Here is an 18,408-nt window from a genome sequence, read left to right as displayed (position 1 = left end):
GAATTCTAAATTGATTAGGGGTAAACGTAAATTCACCCCCCATAACTTAAACCACAGTAATTTTCACAATGATATCATTGTAATCTCTGTCACTACTACCATTTGGTAAATCTTCAAAACCAAAGACGTTATTGCCTAGTAGACGAATATGATCAGCCCGATCTGAATTAGCTCCTAAGAATGGGAAATAAACTGCGGGAATGTTACCAGAATTGCCTAAAACTGCCTCTGGTGTGCCATCAGCAATCATAAATGGTGCAAAGAGTGAGCCTTTGGCAAAAGTCCCTTGGTAAGTTGCTTCCCCTTGGTTGCTGACAGATAGTCGCATATCTTTCAGGTATGAATTAATAGCGGCTTGGAGATAACCTGCATCACCTGGGGCAAAATCGGCTTTACCATCTTTGTTAGTATCAATTTTCCCTGTTGCATCTAAGATGGGATAAAAACCGACAAAGTTGTTAAATGCTGCTTCTCTGTAAACCTTAAACTCAGCCTTGACATCAGTGGTAGCAGATCTAAAATCAAGGATTTCTCCGGCCAAATTACCTTGCAGGCTCGTACCCTGCAATAAACTTTCACTGGTAGCTTTAATTTTGACTTTAAGGTTACTGTTGGCAGATTTATCTTGCCATTTGAGGGAAAATTCACCACCTGTTAAAGTATCAATTTGTTGGGATGTTTCGGAAAACAACACTTCTGTTTTCGGGGTGACTCCAGATGATACAGCGTTTAAAGTGCTGTTATTAACTAACAAGAATCTCACTCTCTCACCAGAGTTAAATTCTAATAGGCTAGATATACCAGTGTTATTAAAGCCTGTAGGTAAATTGGCAATGGATGAAAACACAACTTTGGATCGTGCTAAAGCTGCCTCAGTGTAACCAGATGCTCCCGGAGCTATACCGCCAATGTTACCATCATCACCATCAACAGAAAATACTCCCATTTCGTTGACGAAACTAGAACTGTATTCTTCCAGGGTGACTTTTAATTTGATTTTGCCGTTACTACCACCGTTGAGCGTGAAAATATCTTTGCCATTCCCTTTACTTATTTCTGTAACTGACTGGTTAGTGGCTTCACCAAATGTCCAGGATTCAGGGGTGTTTTTTGCTCCCAGGTGAATAATTTCATACTCACCATTTTTCCTGCGGGTAAACATAACTGGTTCACCTTTGGGTAAGCCAGTCAGATCCGCAAAAGTTCCCAAGATTTCTTGGGTGTTACCAGTGGGGGTTAATGAGACATCAAGACGAAGTTCCTCTTCCTGGGAGCTACTTTGATGATCCTCATGATGAGTTCCACCCATATAGGTAAATACCTGAATTTGTTCATAATCTTCAGGTTTATTACCCTTAGCGATTGTAGTCAGGTTGGCATTGTTGGTCTGAACACGGAAGCCATTGGGTTCATCTGGTCTTTGGAGAACATAACCAGAGGTGATATCTACTTCACCAGTGTAGTTAGTGCCGTAGGGTTGGAAAACTTGGGATAGCAGTTTTGTATCATGTGCTGTATCTTTGCCAACCAAACTACCTTTTTCCTGAATTAAGATCCCGTCATAGACTTCGACTAAGCCACGTCCACCACTGCCTTGTCCCACAATGATGTCGTCATAGTTATCACCGTTGATATCGCCAACTGCTAGGTTGATTTTACCTGTGAAAGTTTCGTGATGGAAGGCACTAATGCGACTCATCAACTGAAAATCTTTACCGCTGTAAATCTCAATTATGGGTGCTATGTCCCCACCTAAACCCACGATGATATCTGCAAAGCCATCACCATCAATGTCACCTGATGCGACTGAGGCAATTTGGTTTTTGGATGCAGTGATATTTTGGAAGGGATTGAATTCTGTAATTAACAGGGCAGCGTTTTCTGCCTCTGTAATTTTTTTAGTCCCTGTTTCTTGTTTGTGAATTAATGTTTCACCATCAAATACTTTAACGGTAAATTTATCGTTAGCTTTTTCCAGGGATTTCTGAATGGTGATGATGTCAGTAACGTTATCAGTAACGTTCTGATTTTCTGCTGAATTGATGGTTTTATACTTGACATCAGCGATCGCTAGATCAATTCCTGCGTTGAAGTTGTCACCATAGGGGTTGAGAGTAATGCTTTGTTGATAGTTGTTAGCTCTAACCAACTCTATTTGTCCTTTAGCATTCTGATCCACCCCCAAACCCAACCAGGTATCTTCTGTGTTGAGAATGACTCTGATAGTAGCCATCATCCCGGCATCTTCATGAAAAAGAATATGACAGTGATTGACATAGCTGCCAGGAAAATCCTCAAAATTCATCAGGATTTTCACCTCTGATGCTTTACCTGTAGCAGGGTTATTGACTTGACTATTGAACGGTGTACCGTAAGGATTATCTTTGGTAATAGTACCATCAACATAGGCAGGTGGTAGAGAAATCGTATCAGCTAAGATGCCAGCTAAGTAGGTTTGCTGAATATCTTCTACCTTCAAGCCATTGATTTCTAAAAGAGTAAAGTCATTTTGGTGAATGTGGAATGGATGCCACTCTGACAAAGGAATATTTAAACCTTGGGGTAAATTGGGATTTAGCAATCCCGATTTATTCACAATAGTCCAAATTTCTTTTGTCCCCAACATAGGCATTGCCAGGGGGGGCATACTCTCACCGGGCTGTGTGGAAAAATATTCCCCGTTGATTGTATATGTGCCTTCAAAGGTTTTGACTTTGGTATCACTAGGAGAATTGCCAGCCAGGATAGCACCACCTACGTTGGCATCCCAAACAAAAGTTCTTTCCCGATCAACACCCTTTTTGGCAGCTTCTATAGTCGCATTAATCTTGTTACTTTCTTCGACTAAAACGTCATAAACTTCAGGGAAGGGAGGTAAATCAGTTACTGCCAATTCATCACCCGTGACTTCAATAGTAGCTAAAACTTGAGGAGCCCAAATTAAGTGACCATCGTTAAAGCCTTTACCATTATTAATAAGTTTGGATACGTATTGTTGATCGAGAATTTCATTTGTGCCATTGGAAAGAAAGTAGTATTTACCTGGCTTGGTAAAAGCGTGTTGAATAGCAACACGATCTCCAGGTGCTAGGACTGGAAACTGTGTGACTTCTCTTCTCGTCCCCTCTACGACACCGCTGGCGTTACCGTCAATAGACACCAAGGTAACTTCTTCAGGGGTCAGATGACCATCTTCATCTTCATGCACCAACTGTAAGAGGTGGAATGAGTTGATACTCATGTTGGCGAAGTTAAAGAGACTCCATTTGCCTGTGTGAACGTTTTCTATTGTGGGGTTGTATTGTCCATTAACGGTGTGAATGACATTTTCTACTGGTTCTGATAAACCTCCGCCACCGTATTCAAATGAACGGGTTGTAGGATTTCCAACCGGGTATTTTGGATCATAGAATCCTGGTTTAGCGTTGTAACCTCCAAAAACTGCATCAGAAAGTTGATAAGCCCCATCAGTTATTTGTAGGGGTGTACCAGCAGGAACTTTTAATCCATCTGCACTCTGGTTTAAAGGATCATCATTGCTGGCATTTCTTAGTTCTTGCTGAATCCCAAATGTATTAATGGATAGGGTATAGATTGGCTCTTTTGTAACATTAAATTTGTCTAGATCGGGGAGGTTGTATGGAGCGTTAATTGATAAAAGACCTTCTAAACCGGAAGCCACTTGCTCACTAGTTATCCCGTGCAAGTGAGGATGATACCAGTCAAATCCAATAGCGTGATTATCAGGTAATTTAATTGATATCTCTCTAGTATCTCCAGCAGCAACGCTAACAAGAACGTTATCTCCTGCTCCTACGGGTGAAACGTGTAGTCCATGTGTATGTAGATTTGTTGGTTGTTCTGGAGCAGATGGCGCAACTGAGCTAGGTTTTAAGTTATTTTTGAGGGTAATTTTGATGGTGTCGCCAGGTTCTGCAACTAGCAATGGTCCAGGAACTAAACCATTATATGCCCGGAGAAATTCATAGGCTGTTGTTTCCTGACTTCCTGTTTGGTCTTTTAACCAAGGAATGATCCCGTCACCTGCTTTTAAAGTACCAAAACCATCAATGCTGATCTGGCTTAGGTACTTCATGTCTAACGTGACATTTAACTCTTTATCTGGTCCCCAACTGGAGTAGTACGTACCAGTTGCATCTGTTGATTTATACTGACCATTTTGATGATCTTTTTGCCAGTTAGCAAATGGGTCTTTAAAGACAACTTTTAGGTCTGGATGCGGCAATACTTTTAAGTAACCTGATGTGTTATAACCCTTACTCCAGTTCTGAAAATTGTCAGTACCGATAATGTATCTATTTTGTAATGTCATGATGAAAATGCTCCAAGGTTACAAAAATTAGTTGAAAAAGCTATTTGAATGTTTATTTTCCACGTGATCTATGTCGGTTCTATTAAATATGATACAACACGTAGTGTTATTCTTTAACATTTTGATATCAGAAATTTGGATCATCTTTTTTGTGAAGTTCTCTTATCTAACAGGGTTTTCAATATTTAGGGTTTGCATAAAAGAAAGCAAAAGAGTTGATAGATAAAGGTTTGCAGGGTTTTATAACCAAACAAGTGCAAGATTATTGACAATAGATGTTTAAAACCCTGGCATTTTCATCAAAAATAATCGCGTAAATTTGAGGACTAATTGTCCAACCTTCTCTTCCTTCTTCTTCCTCCTCTTTATTCCTCCTGACTCGGTGACTCCTGACTCGGTGACTCCTAGCCTTCACGAGAAGACTTTTTCAGCAAACCCTATTTAATCCTAATTGTTAAATGTACCGCAGTTTTTGATCATATGACGAACATCATAACATCGGGAAGTGCTGTAAATTTTTTATAAAAATATCTCCTAAACCCCCTAAAATAGTTTTTGGCTAGTAGTTTTTAGTACCTAAACTCATGAAAAAAAATTTATGGCAACCGCCTAGATTACGCATTGACGAGGAGCATGAAGAAAGACGTGCAACTTGGTTGGAACTTTTCTATGATTTAGTGTTTGTAGTAGCGATCGCTGAATTATCTCATAATCTCAGTAAAGATGTTTCTTTGGGGGGATTTATTGGTTTTGTGGCTCTGTTTATACCTATTTGGTGGTGTTGGATAGGTGCTACTTTTTACGCTACACTTTTTGATACTGACGACCTTGGCGATCGCTTGCTAACTTTACTACAAATGTCAATTATTGTCGCTTTGACGGTAAATTTACATCATGGTTTAAGTACATCTTCTCAAGAATTTGCTATTTCTTACATAGTTGCTCGTTGTATTCTTATTCTTCAATATCTGATTGCCGGACACTATGTCACAGAAGCTCGTCCCTTAACTAATTGGTATGTCAAAGGTTTTAGTATTGGTATAGCATTGTGGTTAGTTTCACTGTTTGTGCCAGTTCCCTGGCGGTTTGGATTCTGGGTATTAGGTTTGCTAATAGAATTTATGACTCCGCTAGGTACAGGTAATTTAGCAGTTCAAATCCCACCAAATATGTCTCATGTTCCCGAACGTCTAGGACTATTTACAATTATTGTCTTGGGTGAATCAATGCACGCAGTCGTGCGGGGGGTAGCAGGAAAACAATGGGATACCTCATCAATATTAATGGCTGTGTTAGGTGTGAGTATTGCTTTTAGTTTTTGGTGGCTTTATTTCGATAGCGTTGATGTTTCACCACTAGAAACTATGAAAGCAGGTAGAGTCAAAATCTTTCTCACTTGGCTTTATTCTCACCTGTTCCTAGCTATAGGTTTAGGAGCAATGGGGGTAGGGGTTGAGCATATAATTGCTAAAAGTGGAGTTAATGTTCTACCAGGAAATGAACGTTGGCTTTTTTGTGGTGCGGTAACACTATGCTTAATGGTTTTAGCCGTGATTAATTTCTCGACTTGTGTTTTAGATAAAATGCAAACAGGGAGAATTTTGAGTGTCTATCGTCTGGGCGCGGGAAGTTTTGTTTTATTCTTAGCTATTGCGGGAAATAATTTATCTCCTGTGGTTTTAATTGCTCTTGTGGCTGGTGCTTGTATGGTGACGGTAGTTCTAGATTTATTCACAAAAAGCCAGTTTTTTGTGAGTGATTAGGTGATTGATAAAGACACCAAACCCCACGGTTAACTAGCCCAATTGTCGCGCCATTTCACAGTTCCTTGTTCTGCTAAAATCCAGCGACGGGATACACAAATAACGTAGTTAAACCTTGGTCAAACAACGTCAATTGCTTATAGTTCGCTCTCTGATTGACCTTGTTCGCAAGTTTGCTTTTAGGTTCTAGAGTCTGGGGCTTATCCTTGCCCGGTTTCGCTTCAGTCTCCACTATTAGGGATTCCCGAAACTTCTGAGTTCGTTCTAGTAATATTACTTTTACGTTTGAATGTTTCATGTAACGAGTGATTTCAACGTCACCCATTCTTACTAGAACGTTATCAGCAGCGTTAGTATCTGAGTGCATCACGACCCCATCATGTCCGGTAAACTTGTCACCATTTCTAGTCCCCGTTAAGGTACTAAATCTGGAGTCAAGTTGTGACGTATACGCACAATTAACACTAACAACCGTGCAACCTACACGGGTTGAAACTTGTTTGAGGGCATCCGCAACTATCCCCTTGCACCATGAAGAAACATTTCTCTTCATGCGCTTTCTCATGGGCTTTTTGCCTTTTATTTGCTCCGTCAAATCTTCAAAAGCTACCTTGATCGCATCTGTCATCAAGTCATGCGTAGCTGTAAAAACTATTGTTTGAATCCTACCTTTAAAGGATGTTTCCCGATTGTCCCACTTGATTCTACCAAGATTATTCCGTTTAATTCTATCAGCCTTAGCACCATTTCCTTTAGCTGTAGACTTGTTAAAAACTGACTTGATTTTATTACGTTTTACTTGTTTCGCTGTTCTGTAATCGGTTTCTTGAGTTTGGATTTTACCAAAATCATTACCTAAAAATCTAGCACCATCATTAGAAGATGTGGCATAAACTTCGGTGTAACCTCTATCACATCCAATTATTTTACCCTCGGTCTTTTTTTCAGCTTTTTGGATATCAGTTGTGTAATGAATTTCCCATCTACTATTACGCTTAATTAGCCTTATCTGACACTTGATTTCTGTTGGTAAAGTCGTTGGTAGTTTGAGAGTTTTACATGGAGTTAAACCTCCAAAACGCAACCACACCACACCTTTATCATCTGTTTTAGTATCATAAGCCTTTACAATAATTTGGTTACAAACTTTCGTGTGTCCTCGATACCAAAACTTTCTAACTAAGGTGCAAAGTTTGGGATGTTCCAACCATTCCCGACTTTCTAAGGTAAGTTGTAAAACTCCTTTTTTAGCCTGAAAAGACTGGAACGATTGCCCCAAAGATTTTATCACCTTCTCAACACAAGCAGCCTGAACTAAATGAATATCATCAATTACGTCATAGAGAGTCGCTTCCCATAACTTAGCAGGTAATTGATATTTGTCTTTTAAGGTGCGTAGCTGTTTGTCAATCTCAAATTTAGAAACACCCCAGGCTTTCAACGACCCGAACTCGTTCCACAGGTCAGAGCGTAGTTTACCCAAGCTCAAAGCGATCAAATCAAGCTCGTTAGATTTCCAGTTATTTAGTTTTTCAGTTCCTAAAATAGCGATTCTCGTAACGGTTAACTGATTCTTTACCTTGAGTTTCATGAGTTTGGATTACTACGTCTTTTACTACTATACACCCATTGACTCGTATTGACTACTATTTGTTTCATGAATATTTTGCTCTTCGGCTATTTTTTTCTTGTAAGCCCGAAGGAAGTAAAGTTTGGAGGAAAAGCAGTGCATGATAGCCATAAAGTCCTGCATTAACTCTTCGTGTGGTGATAACTTGGCATTGTTTACCACAACAATTTTGCAGCTGTGAAGGTTGCAAAACCACTCAACGAACTCAAATCCAAATCTGCATAATCTGTCTTTATGCCCTACGACAATTTCAGAGATTTGATTCTGGGCAACTTGAGTCATTAATTTAAGAAAGTTTTTCCGCTTCCAATTCATGCCACTAGCCACATCCTTGACGACTCGACATCCTGGGTAGGTTTTACCTAAAAATTCTATTTGTGTGTCAAGGTCTAACAACTGGGTTTTTGTGCTGACACGGGCGTAAAGAACCCGCTCTTTATCCGTTGAGACTGTTTTTATAAACGCTGATTCTGGATATCTTCGATGTCCACCAGGGGAACGGATACATTCTATTTTCCCTAAGTCAGCCCATTCTGCCGTCGTCTTAGGGTGATAGCCGAACTGTTTATAAACTTGTTCTGGGGTTAGGTATTTCATCTTTCGGTTAAATACGATTAACCCCAGTATACTACGTTATTTTGAGATTAGAGAGTGTGGCTAACGATATTTTCGCGCAGGGGGGTTTGGTTTTCCCTAAAAATGGCATATTTATCAGCGATCGCTTGACCAGCACTTTGATCAAAAGGTATTTCTCCAAACCAAGTATTTTGATTGATGTATTCTAGAACACAAGCTTTACTAATATCCCAATTGCCCAATTCAGGACAATCTCCTGTTACTACAACTACCTCACCTGGTTGAGTATGAATGCCATTAAAGCGAAACACTTTATGGCTACGCTACGCAAGCTATCAAACATTCTCTAAAGATGAAAATTCAAAAACCTGACCACACTTTACAAAACCGCAAAAACCGTCTTTTTTAGCATCAGGCAGAAAACCCGGTTGATAACCATATAGCCACATTTTATTTTTGATTTTTGCTGGTAGCATTGATAATTGTTCATAATTGGCATGAACAGGAGTTTGATAACGTGATGTTTCACAATCATGAAAAATTATATCTGCTTGCTCATAGTATTCTCCATTTGTATTTAAACATAATTGAGCATCGGTGGATAAAAATATTTTAACGCCTTCTAATGTAAAAAATAATCCATAGCTAGGCATCAGATAAAAGCCATTATTAACATGACTAACTTTGACGAGGTCAAATTTGATTTCTTGCCAGGTAAAATGACCATGATGATTAATTTTATGCTCTTTAAAAAATGTATCTATCGTCGCAATATCGCCATCAAGAAATCTGAGTCCACCTGATAAAGTTCTATCCCAAAGATTACTAGAAACATCTTTGCTTAAATAAATAGTTGGCTTTTGACACCTGGGGTCAAATAATGTACTAAAAGCAATATATTCAAGTCCTCCTACATGATCAGAATGGAGATGACTAATATAAATATCGGTAATATCAAGATATGATAAACCAGCCGCATGGAGAGAAAGTCTAATATCTGTGCCACAATCAATTAATAGTTTATGATTTTGCTCAGTTACTAAGATCATATTAGACTGGAAGTTATTGGCACCAACTGTAAAAGCTGAACCAGAACCTAAAAATATCAATTTTGTCATTTTGCTATTATTCGGTATCGAATATATTAATTTTACAATTATTTTGATTTCTGATGCCTAACTTCTAAATTATTGAGAATTTTGTGAATTAATTTGTTCAATTAAATTACTAAATTTGCTGATAATTTCTGGAGGTTTGGCAGTAAAGCGAATACAAAAATGCCCTATTTGGGCAGATTTTTCTAAAACTTTGGCATATATATCGCCTGTTTCTCCCGATTGATTGGGTGTACATAAATTAAGTTTGATATTGGTTAAGCAAGATGGTGGTTCTTGAAGTTCTTCACTGACAAAACAAATTTCTGCTTCATTGATTGAAAGTCGCACTAAAAGTCCTTTGACAGATAAACTACCAATATCTTTACCATCTACCAACGCATATTCAATAGCAAGGGGTTCAGGAAGAGTGCATAATTCTTCTTGATGTTGAGAGAGAAAAAGATTGTATTGCCCGGTAATGCCAGCTATTTTATAAACATTGATTGGTTCTTGAACCCCTTTTGGAGTAACTTGCATTTGACTATCAATTACCACTATTGACTCTACTTCTTGAAAAGTAGATTCAGAAATAATAATTTCACCACCTGTGGTATAGCCCTCAATGCGATAAGTTAAATTTACTTGACTACCAACGATGCCATATTTAGTGCGCTTTTCCGAGCCAATATTGCCCACGACCACAACACCTGTATTAATACCGATGCCCATTTCTAGGGCTGGTAAACCCCATTCCTGCATTTTAGCGTTAACTTTGACCATAGCTAACTGCATGGCGATACCGCAAGCAACGGCTCTAACAGCATCATCTTCTCTGGCTGTAGGAGCGCCAAAAAGTACCAAAATCCCATCACCCATGAATTCATCAATAGTTCCCTGATACCTGGTAATTTCATCTGCCATACATTCCAGATAAAAGTTGAGGATTTTGACAACTTCTTCAGGTGGTAATCTTTCTGATGTTGCTGTAAATCCTCTTAAGTCGGATGTAAAAATGGTAATTTGCCGCCGTTCACCACCAAGTTTCAATCCTTCTGGACTTTCTAGTATATTAGCTACAACTTCATCCGTTAAGTAACGCCCAAAGATCTTGCGGATATTTCCAGCAGTACGAGCAATGTAAGCTGTGATGGCAACCACTGAGCCTATGAGTGCTAAAAATGGTGGAACTACGGGTAGCCACCAACCCCATAGAAAAGCTAGATAGGTGCTACCTAGTAAAGCGCCTCCTGCCAGTACAGCAGCCGCTGCCCTCTGAAATGTGAATAGGTCTTGTAATCGCAAGTTCCAAGTCAATAACGCACCAACCCCACTCCAAAATATTATCCATACCCACTCTTGAGGTTCTGAGAAAGTTTTAAATAGATGGCGATTTTCTAAGGCTGCACTGATAATTTGGCTGGTGATATTGGCATGAATTTCTATCCCACTCATTTGTTTTGAGAAGCTGAGAAGTTCGCTGCTGTATGGAGTAAAAAATGAGTCTTTGAAACTCTCTCCTGTATATCCAATGAGGATGATACGCTCTCTCCCCCAACCAGCAGGTACTTTGTCTTCCATAATATCTGTCATGGAAACGGTGTCGAAGTAACTGTTGTTTCCTCGATAGTTCATTAATATCTGGTAGGAATTAGCATCAGCATGAACATAACCACCATCATTACTTTCAAAGGGAATAAATTTAGTTTTCCCTAGTCGAAAATCTTTGCTGACGACAATTCCTTCTTTTTCCAGATAACGCAAAGCTAAATGTAAGCTGAAACTGTAAGCTTTTTTCTTGTCTTCCGTATCTACATACATCAAAGCGCGCCGCACTTTGTTATCTGAATCAACCATTAAGTCATTTGCACCCACTTGACCCAAAGATTTGAGGACTGGTGGTGGTGCTACTCGTTCGTATCTGCTTTTTCCTACTACTTTCTCGATACCAACTAGATTAGGGGTAGATTTAAATACCTGTTCTAATTCTGAAGTACCGGGTGATTCAGGTAAGTTACGATACAGATCAAGTCCAATGGCTCTTGGTTTTTTGGCTTTAAGTTTGTTGAGGAAGTTAGCTAATACTTGATCTGTAATCTTTACTTGTTTGAGATTAGCCAAGTCTTCTTCATCAATACCAACAATAACAATGCGGTCGTCACGGGTTTCTGGGGGTCGCCAACGCACATATTGGTCAAAAACGCCCCATTCCCAGCTCTGTAATAAACCTACAAAACGGATGAGAATTACTGCTAAGGCAATTATTGGTGTGGTACTCCACAAGCCGCGTCCTTGCCAAAGAAAATTTTTCAGATTGTTTGCATCCATTTTTACTTAAGTTTAGGGTTTAATTGGCAACAATCAACTAGCTGTTCTTCGGCTATTGCCTCTAAACCAACTGATTTTAGCAGTTCTTTCCATTCATTTGGCTTTTGGATGCGTAACTGGGCAATATTGGTGAGAGTTTCTGACCAAATATTATACTGAGCATAAATTTTTGCTTGTTTTAAAGGAGTTGCTTGCTGAAGAGCCTCATTCGAAGATTTACTGATAGCTGTTCGTTCTATTATTCCCTGTGTATATTCATCGGCACTTCTGTCAAGATCATCACAGATGACTGCAAAGTACCATTTATATGTTAAACCTGTTTTCAGAGGGAATTGGGAGGGGAGTTGCAGTTTTACTATTCCTGATTTACTAGGTACTTGAAAGGTTGTTTCGAAACCATCTTCTTCACCGGATCTGATAACAAATTCTCCGGTGGTTGCAGTACTTGTAGGAACATAAAAATAGAATTCTGGAGTTGCGGAAACTGTGAGGCTTTTATTACTTCGGTTGGGCATTAAGGCAGTTAAAGAGGCTTTCTTTTTGTCACGTGTGAGACACGAATTTCCTCTTCTTCCTCCACCTAGTGTTGATTTAGGTGTGCCTCTAGAATCTCCAGACGGGAACTCCAGACTTATTTTCATTGGTAATGGCTGTGCCAGTAACTGTGTAGGCAGGGCAGATGTAATTAATAGTGTGGGTGAAATAATGCTGATTAGTTTTCTTAGGTACAGGAAATATTTTGGCAAATTCATAACGGTTAATACTTAGTTTATTACTCTCTACGCTATTCTACTGTATGAGATTAATATATGTTGGATTAATATACTGTTTTAAGAAAAATTTACAAAAAAAGGCAATAGAAAACAGGAAACAGAAAGTGTTCTATTCCCTAAAACTTTAGTTCTGACTTTAAAGCTCAGTCAGAAAGGAAAATTTGTTTCCAGAAGGTAGCCTAGTCTGTTGACTTTAATGGGATTTTCAGGATTAAAGGATTTTCAGGATTAAAGGATTTTCAGAATGTCTTTGAGCATATTTTTTGTCTGAATCAGGATTTTCAGGATTCAAGGATTTTCAGGATGTTTTTGAGTCTATTTTTTGTCTGAATCAGGATTTTCAGGATTAAAGGATTTTCAGGATGTTTTTGAGTCTATTTTTTGTCTGAATTATCTAAACCATCATAAACAACCCACAAACAACAATCCTGTAAATCCTAAAATCCTGTAAATCCTGATTCAGACAATTGAATCATTGAATCATCATAAACAACCCACAAACAACAATCCTGTAAATCCTAAAATCCTGTAAATCCTGATTCAGACAATTGAATCATTGAATCATCATAAACACCCCACAAACAACAATCCTGTAAATCCTAAAATCCTGTAAATCCTGATTCAGACAATTGAATCATTGAATCATCATAAACACCCCACAAACAACAATCCTGTAAATCCTAAAATCCTGTAAATCCTGATTCAGACAATTGAATCATTGAATCATCACAAACAACCCACAAACAACAATCCTGTAAATCCTAAAATCCTGTAAATCCTGATTCAGACAATTGAATCATTGAATCATCATAAACAACCCACAAACAACAATCCTGTAAATCCTAAAATCCTGTAAATCCTGATTCAGACAATTGAATCATTGAATTATCACAAACAACCCACAAACAACAATCCTGTAAATCCTAAAATCCTGTAAATCCTGATTCAGACAATTGAATCATTGAATCATCACAAACAACCCACAAACAACAATCCTGTAAATCCTGATTCAGACAATTGAATCATTGAATCATCACAAACAACCCACAAACAACAATCCTGTAAATCCTAAAATCCTGTAAATCCTGATTCAGACAATTGAATCATTGAATCATCACAAACAACCCACAAACAACAATCCTGTAAATCCTAAAATCCTGTAAATCCTGATTCAGACAATTGAATCATTGAATCATCACAAACAACCCACAAACAACAATCCTGTAAATCCTAAAATCCTGTAAATCCTGATTCAGACAATTGAATCATTGAATCATCATAAACAACCCACAAACAACAATCCTGTAAATCCTAAAATCCTGTAAATCCTGATTCAGACAATTGAATCATTGAATTATCACAAACAACCCACAAACAACAATCCTGTAAATCCTAAAATCCTGTAAATCCTGATTCAGACAATTGAATCATTGAATTATCACAAACAACCCACAAACAACAATCCTGTAAATCCTAAAATCCTGTAAATCCTGATTCAGACAATTGAATCATTGAATCATCATAAACAACCCACAAACAACAATCCTGTAAATCCTAAAATCCTGTAAATCCTGATTCAGACAATTGAATCATTGAATCATCATAAACAACCCACAAACAACAATCCTGTAAATCCTAAAATCCTGTAAATCCTGATTCAGACAATTGAATCATTGAATCATCATAAACAACCCACAAACAACAATCCTGTAAATCCTAAAATCTTGTAAATCCTGATTCAGACAATTGAATCATTGAATCATCACAAACAACCCACAAACAACAATCCTGTAAATCCTAAAATCCTGTAAATCCTGATTCAGACAATTGAATCATTGAATCATCACAAACAACCCACAAACAACAATCCTGTAAATCCTAAAATCCTGTAAATCCTGATTCAGACAATTGAATCATTGAATTATCACAAACAACCCACAAACAACAATCCTGTAAATCCTAAAATCCTGTAAATCCTGATTCAGACAATTGAATCATTGAATCATCATAAACAACCCACAAACAACAATCCTGTAAATCCTAAAATCCTGTAAATCCTGATTCAGACAATTGAATCATTGAATCATCATAAACAACCCACAAACAACAATCCTGTAAATCCTAAAATCCTGTAAATCCTGATTCAGACAATTGAATCATTGAATCATCATAAACAACCCACAAACAACAATCCTATAAATCCTAAAATCCTGTAAATCCTGATTCAGACAATTGAATCATTGAATCATCACAAACAACCCACAAACAACAATCCTGTAAATCTTAAAATCCTGTAAATCCTGATTCAGACAATTGAATCATTGAATCATCACAAACAACCCACAAACAACAATCCTGTAAATCCTAAAATCCTGTAAATCCTGATTCAGACAATTGAATCATTGAATCATCATAAACACCCCACAAACAACAATCCTGTAAATCCTAAAATCCTGTAAATCCTGATTCAGACAATTGAATCATTGAATTATCACAAACAACCCACAAACAACAATCCTGTAAATCCTAAAATCCTGTAAATCCTGATTCAGACAATTGAATCATTGAATTATCACAAACAACCCACAAACAACAATCCTGTAAATCCTAAAATCCTGTAAATCCTGATTCAGACAATTGAATCATTGAATCATCACAAACAACCCACAAACAACAATCCTGTAAATCCTAAAATCCTGTAAATCCTGATTCAGACAATTGAATCATTGAATCATCACAAACAACCCACAAACAACAATCCTGTAAATCTTAAAATCCTGTAAATCCTGATTCAGACAATTGAATCATTGAATCATCATAAACAACCCACAAACAACAATCCTGTAAATCCTAAAATCCTGTAAATCCTGATTCAGACAATTGAATCATTGAATCATCATAAACACCCCACAAACAACAATCCTGTAAATCCTAAAATCCTGTAAATCCTGATTCAGACAATTGAATCATTGAATCATCATAAACAACCCACAAACAACAATCCTGTAAATCCTAAAATCCTGTAAATCCTGATTCAGACAATTGAATCATTGAATCATCACAAACAACCCACAAACAACAATCCTGTAAATCTTAAAATCCTGTAAATCCTGATTCAGACAATTGAATCATTGAATCATCATAAACAACCCACAAACAACAATCCTGTAAATCCTAAAATCCTGTAAATCCTGATTCAGACAATTGAATCATTGAATCATCATAAACACCCCACAAACAACAATCCTGTAAATCCTAAAATCCTGTAAATCCTGATTCAGACAATTGAATCATTGAATCATCATAAACACCCCACAAACAACAATCCTGTAAATCCTAAAATCCTGTAAATCCTGATTCAGACAATTGAATCATTGAATCATCATAAACAACCCACAAACAACAATCCTGTAAATCCTAAAATCCTGTAAATCCTGATTCAGACAATTGAATCATTGAATCATCACAAACAACCCACAAACAACAATCCTGTAAATCCTAAAATCCTGTAAATCCTGATTCAGACAATTGAATCATTGAATTATCACAAACAACCCACAAACAACAATCCTGTAAATCCTAAAATCCTGTAAATCCTGATTCAGACAATTGAATCATTGAATCATCATAAACAACCCACAAACAACAATCCTGTAAATCCTAAAATCCTGTAAATCCTGATTCAGACAATTGAATCATTGAATCATCACAAACAACCCACAAACAACAATCCTGTAAATCCTAAAATCCTGTAAATCCTGATTCAGACAATTGAATCATTGAATCATCACAAACAACCCACAAACAACAATCCTGTAAATCCTGATGCAGACAATTTAGCAATCTAAACCATCTATCAACTGCCTCTTGATTGTTACTAAATTATCGAGTCTGACGCACCTTAAAAAATAAATGATTTAGCGTAAAAATAGGGATTTAGCACTGCTAAACCCCTACAACTATCTTTTGATTTTCAATTTCTAATGAAAAATTTAAACTGATTTTTGCTTAGAAAGTAAAGGTAGTCCGCAGCACCCCGATAGTTGTGGTTTCGTTATCTTTGTTTCCTTCAGGATTAAACAGGACAATCGCACCTGGAGTAATACTCACATGATCATTCACACGGAAACGGTAGTAACCTTCTAAATGATAAGGAACGGCTCTATTTACCCCAGCGTCAGCAAGTTTAGCATCTCCACTAGCATCAGTCCGATATAGAGGTTGTCCAAAAATCAAACCGGCATTATTACCCTGTTTGATTAAATCATTAAAGTGTAAACCTACCATCCAACTAGTAAAGGTTGTGGAAGCAGTCACAGAGGGAGAAGAATCATCCACAAACATAGCTGCACCATAACCAGACAAAGCTATTTTGGGAGAAAACCGCAAATTAACAGTTCCACCAAATGAGTTGAGTTTGACAGGTGTTCCCAAAGGAACTGTTGCTAATGCGCCAATATCACTACTAGTTAATCCCGTACCTAAAATATTGATTTGGTGATAACTATTCGCATAGTTCAAGCCAATATCTATGGATTTGGAGGGTTTAAAAGTTAATTGTGTAGCTATAACGCTACTACCACTAAAGACTCCTGAGCCTAAAGGTGTCCCGGAAACTCCAGGGGCTATATCAGCCGCACTTTGAGGCAGATTTGCATTTACGCTACCGTATAAAGCTCTCAAATCAAGTTGAGGGGATACACTGTAAATAAAGCCAGCCGCAGAGGCTAAACCAGAGCCAGAAGTCCCTCCAGAAACCCTGACGACAGGGTTTAAGTTAGCAAACCGAGAAATAGATTCCTGTCCCTCTCCATAGAAGGGTGTAACCGCAGGGAAAGCATCAGATACTTCTGCACCCGTTCCCGCAAATAAGGTTAATTTTTTAGCAACGGGGAAGATATACAGCAGTTTGTAAAGCTGAACTGAGTTTGCACCAACAGCCGATAAATTTTTAGGGTCAACTCCGGGAAATTGCGGTTCAAAGCTGGTGCGAGCGCTACTAGCACTGAGTAAACCTGAAGATAATCCCAAACCGTTTTGGACGCTACCAGTACCATCCACACCACCCAAAAAGTTATGTGCTTGCAACCCAGTGATAAGTAAGTCTTTACCTGTGAAGCTAGTGAGCAGGTTTAAACGAACTCGGTTGTTTAAAACTATCTTTGGATCACTTCCACCAGGAGTACCCCCTGTAGCACCAATAGCAGAAATAATCGCTTCTCCACTTAATTTAGTGGTTGTAGAAAATTGATTTTTTTCTAACTCTGCTGTCCGTGCTGCTACTACATCTACTCTTCCCCGTAATGTGGCTACTTCGGTGGAAAAGTCTGCTTGCAGTTTTTTTAATGTCTCTAAATCCTGCTTTGATGGTAAATCAGCAGTTGCAGTGGCAATTAACTCGTTAATTCTATCTAAACAAGCATTTAAACCAGCCGCAAATTCATAGCGACTTAAAGCCCGATTCCCGCGAAATGTCCCGTTGGGATATCCTGCAATACAGCCATATCGCTCAACTAAAGACTGTAATGCTCCAAAAGCCCATGAATTAGGCTGAACATCGGAAAGTTGAGATACAGATGTTACCTGTTCCATTGATGAATCTGTCTGTGTCTTATCGTCGGTCGCTGAAGAAGCGACTTTTTGATCACTTAATCCTGCTGTGCTAATTTTGGAAGAGTTGACAGTTTGACTATTATGTGTATCTTCACCTAAACTAGCAAAACCTTCAGCAAACGCATCCATCGCTTGTGCAGGTAATATTCCTGCAAATAGGTACAGCACGCCTATACCACAAGCATTAGCTATTTTTATGTTCATAGAGACTCCTCACAGATTGGTTATAAAGTTAAGAATCAATAGCAACACTTCAGGAACAATTTTTGAACCTGATTATGTATATATATTGATTTAT

Annotated in this window: 9 protein-coding genes; 1 reads left to right on the top strand and 8 read right to left on the bottom strand. The window is 38.0% G+C overall.

Annotated features, from left to right (window positions below; all coding sequences use genetic code 11):
* Window positions 1-46: 46 nt before the first annotated feature.
* Window positions 47-4,333, bottom strand: coding sequence for a DUF4114 domain-containing protein (locus EZY12_02630; protein QSX68619.1), 4,287 nt, complete (start codon window positions 4,331-4,333; stop codon window positions 47-49).
* A gap of 584 nt (window positions 4,334-4,917) precedes the next feature.
* Between EZY12_02630 and EZY12_02625 the strand changes: the two genes are divergently transcribed.
* Window positions 4,918-6,096, top strand: coding sequence for a low temperature requirement protein A (locus EZY12_02625; protein ID QSX68618.1), 1,179 nt, complete (start codon window positions 4,918-4,920; stop codon window positions 6,094-6,096).
* Between the two features lie 73 nt (window positions 6,097-6,169).
* Here EZY12_02625 and EZY12_02620 read toward each other — a convergent pair whose 3' ends face one another.
* From EZY12_02620 to EZY12_02590, 7 genes are all read right to left on the bottom strand, one after another.
* Window positions 6,170-7,687 carry an addiction module component gene (locus EZY12_02620; GenBank protein ID QSX68617.1) on the bottom strand — a complete coding sequence of 506 codons (1,518 nt, stop codon included), beginning with the start codon at window positions 7,685-7,687 and terminating at the stop codon, window positions 6,170-6,172.
* A gap of 27 nt (window positions 7,688-7,714) precedes the next feature.
* Complete coding sequence (locus tag EZY12_02615) at window positions 7,715-8,323, bottom strand: IS607 family transposase (protein QSX68616.1); 609 nt, start codon at window positions 8,321-8,323, stop codon at window positions 7,715-7,717.
* A gap of 47 nt (window positions 8,324-8,370) precedes the next feature.
* Window positions 8,371-8,613, bottom strand: coding sequence for a hypothetical protein (locus EZY12_02610; GenBank protein QSX68615.1), 243 nt, complete (start codon window positions 8,611-8,613; stop codon window positions 8,371-8,373).
* A gap of 24 nt (window positions 8,614-8,637) precedes the next feature.
* Window positions 8,638-9,420, bottom strand: coding sequence for an MBL fold metallo-hydrolase (locus EZY12_02605; protein ID QSX68614.1), 783 nt, complete (start codon window positions 9,418-9,420; stop codon window positions 8,638-8,640).
* A 69-nt stretch (window positions 9,421-9,489) separates the two neighbouring features.
* A complete protein-coding gene (locus EZY12_02600) occupies window positions 9,490-11,724 on the bottom strand; it encodes an adenylate/guanylate cyclase domain-containing protein (protein QSX68613.1) in 2,235 nt (744 codons plus the stop codon).
* A gap of 2 nt (window positions 11,725-11,726) precedes the next feature.
* Window positions 11,727-12,476 carry a DUF928 domain-containing protein gene (locus EZY12_02595; protein QSX68612.1) on the bottom strand — a complete coding sequence of 250 codons (750 nt, stop codon included), beginning with the start codon at window positions 12,474-12,476 and terminating at the stop codon, window positions 11,727-11,729.
* A 4,029-nt stretch (window positions 12,477-16,505) separates the two neighbouring features.
* On the bottom strand, window positions 16,506-18,314 hold the full coding sequence (locus EZY12_02590) for a carbohydrate porin (protein ID QSX68611.1): 1,809 nt from the start codon (window positions 18,312-18,314) through the stop codon (window positions 16,506-16,508).
* Between the last annotated feature and the right edge of the window lie 94 nt (window positions 18,315-18,408).

Origin of the sequence: Dolichospermum sp. DET69 (assembly GCA_017355425.1) — a bacterium.
Classification (GTDB): Bacteria; Cyanobacteriota; Cyanobacteriia; order Cyanobacteriales; family Nostocaceae; genus Dolichospermum.
The sequence above is the reverse complement of the archived record's forward strand: the minus strand, read 5'-3'. Positions and strand labels throughout refer to the sequence as shown.

Bases quoted from the DNA above. Each gene is read 5' to 3' on its own strand.
- EZY12_02625 (QSX68618.1), top strand. From the start codon at position 4,918: ATGAAAAAAAATTTATGGCAACCGCCTAGATTACGCATTGACGAGGAG.
- EZY12_02620 (QSX68617.1), bottom strand. From the start codon at position 7,687: ATGAAACTCAAGGTAAAGAATCAGTTAACCGTTACGAGAATCGCTATT.
- EZY12_02615 (QSX68616.1), bottom strand. From the start codon at position 8,323: ATGAAATACCTAACCCCAGAACAAGTTTATAAACAGTTCGGCTATCAC.
- EZY12_02590 (QSX68611.1), bottom strand. From the start codon at position 18,314: ATGAACATAAAAATAGCTAATGCTTGTGGTATAGGCGTGCTGTACCTA.
- EZY12_02595 (QSX68612.1), bottom strand. From the start codon at position 12,476: ATGAATTTGCCAAAATATTTCCTGTACCTAAGAAAACTAATCAGCATT.
- EZY12_02600 (QSX68613.1), bottom strand. From the start codon at position 11,724: ATGGATGCAAACAATCTGAAAAATTTTCTTTGGCAAGGACGCGGCTTG.
- EZY12_02605 (QSX68614.1), bottom strand. From the start codon at position 9,420: ATGACAAAATTGATATTTTTAGGTTCTGGTTCAGCTTTTACAGTTGGT.
- EZY12_02630 (QSX68619.1), bottom strand. From the start codon at position 4,333: ATGACATTACAAAATAGATACATTATCGGTACTGACAATTTTCAGAAC.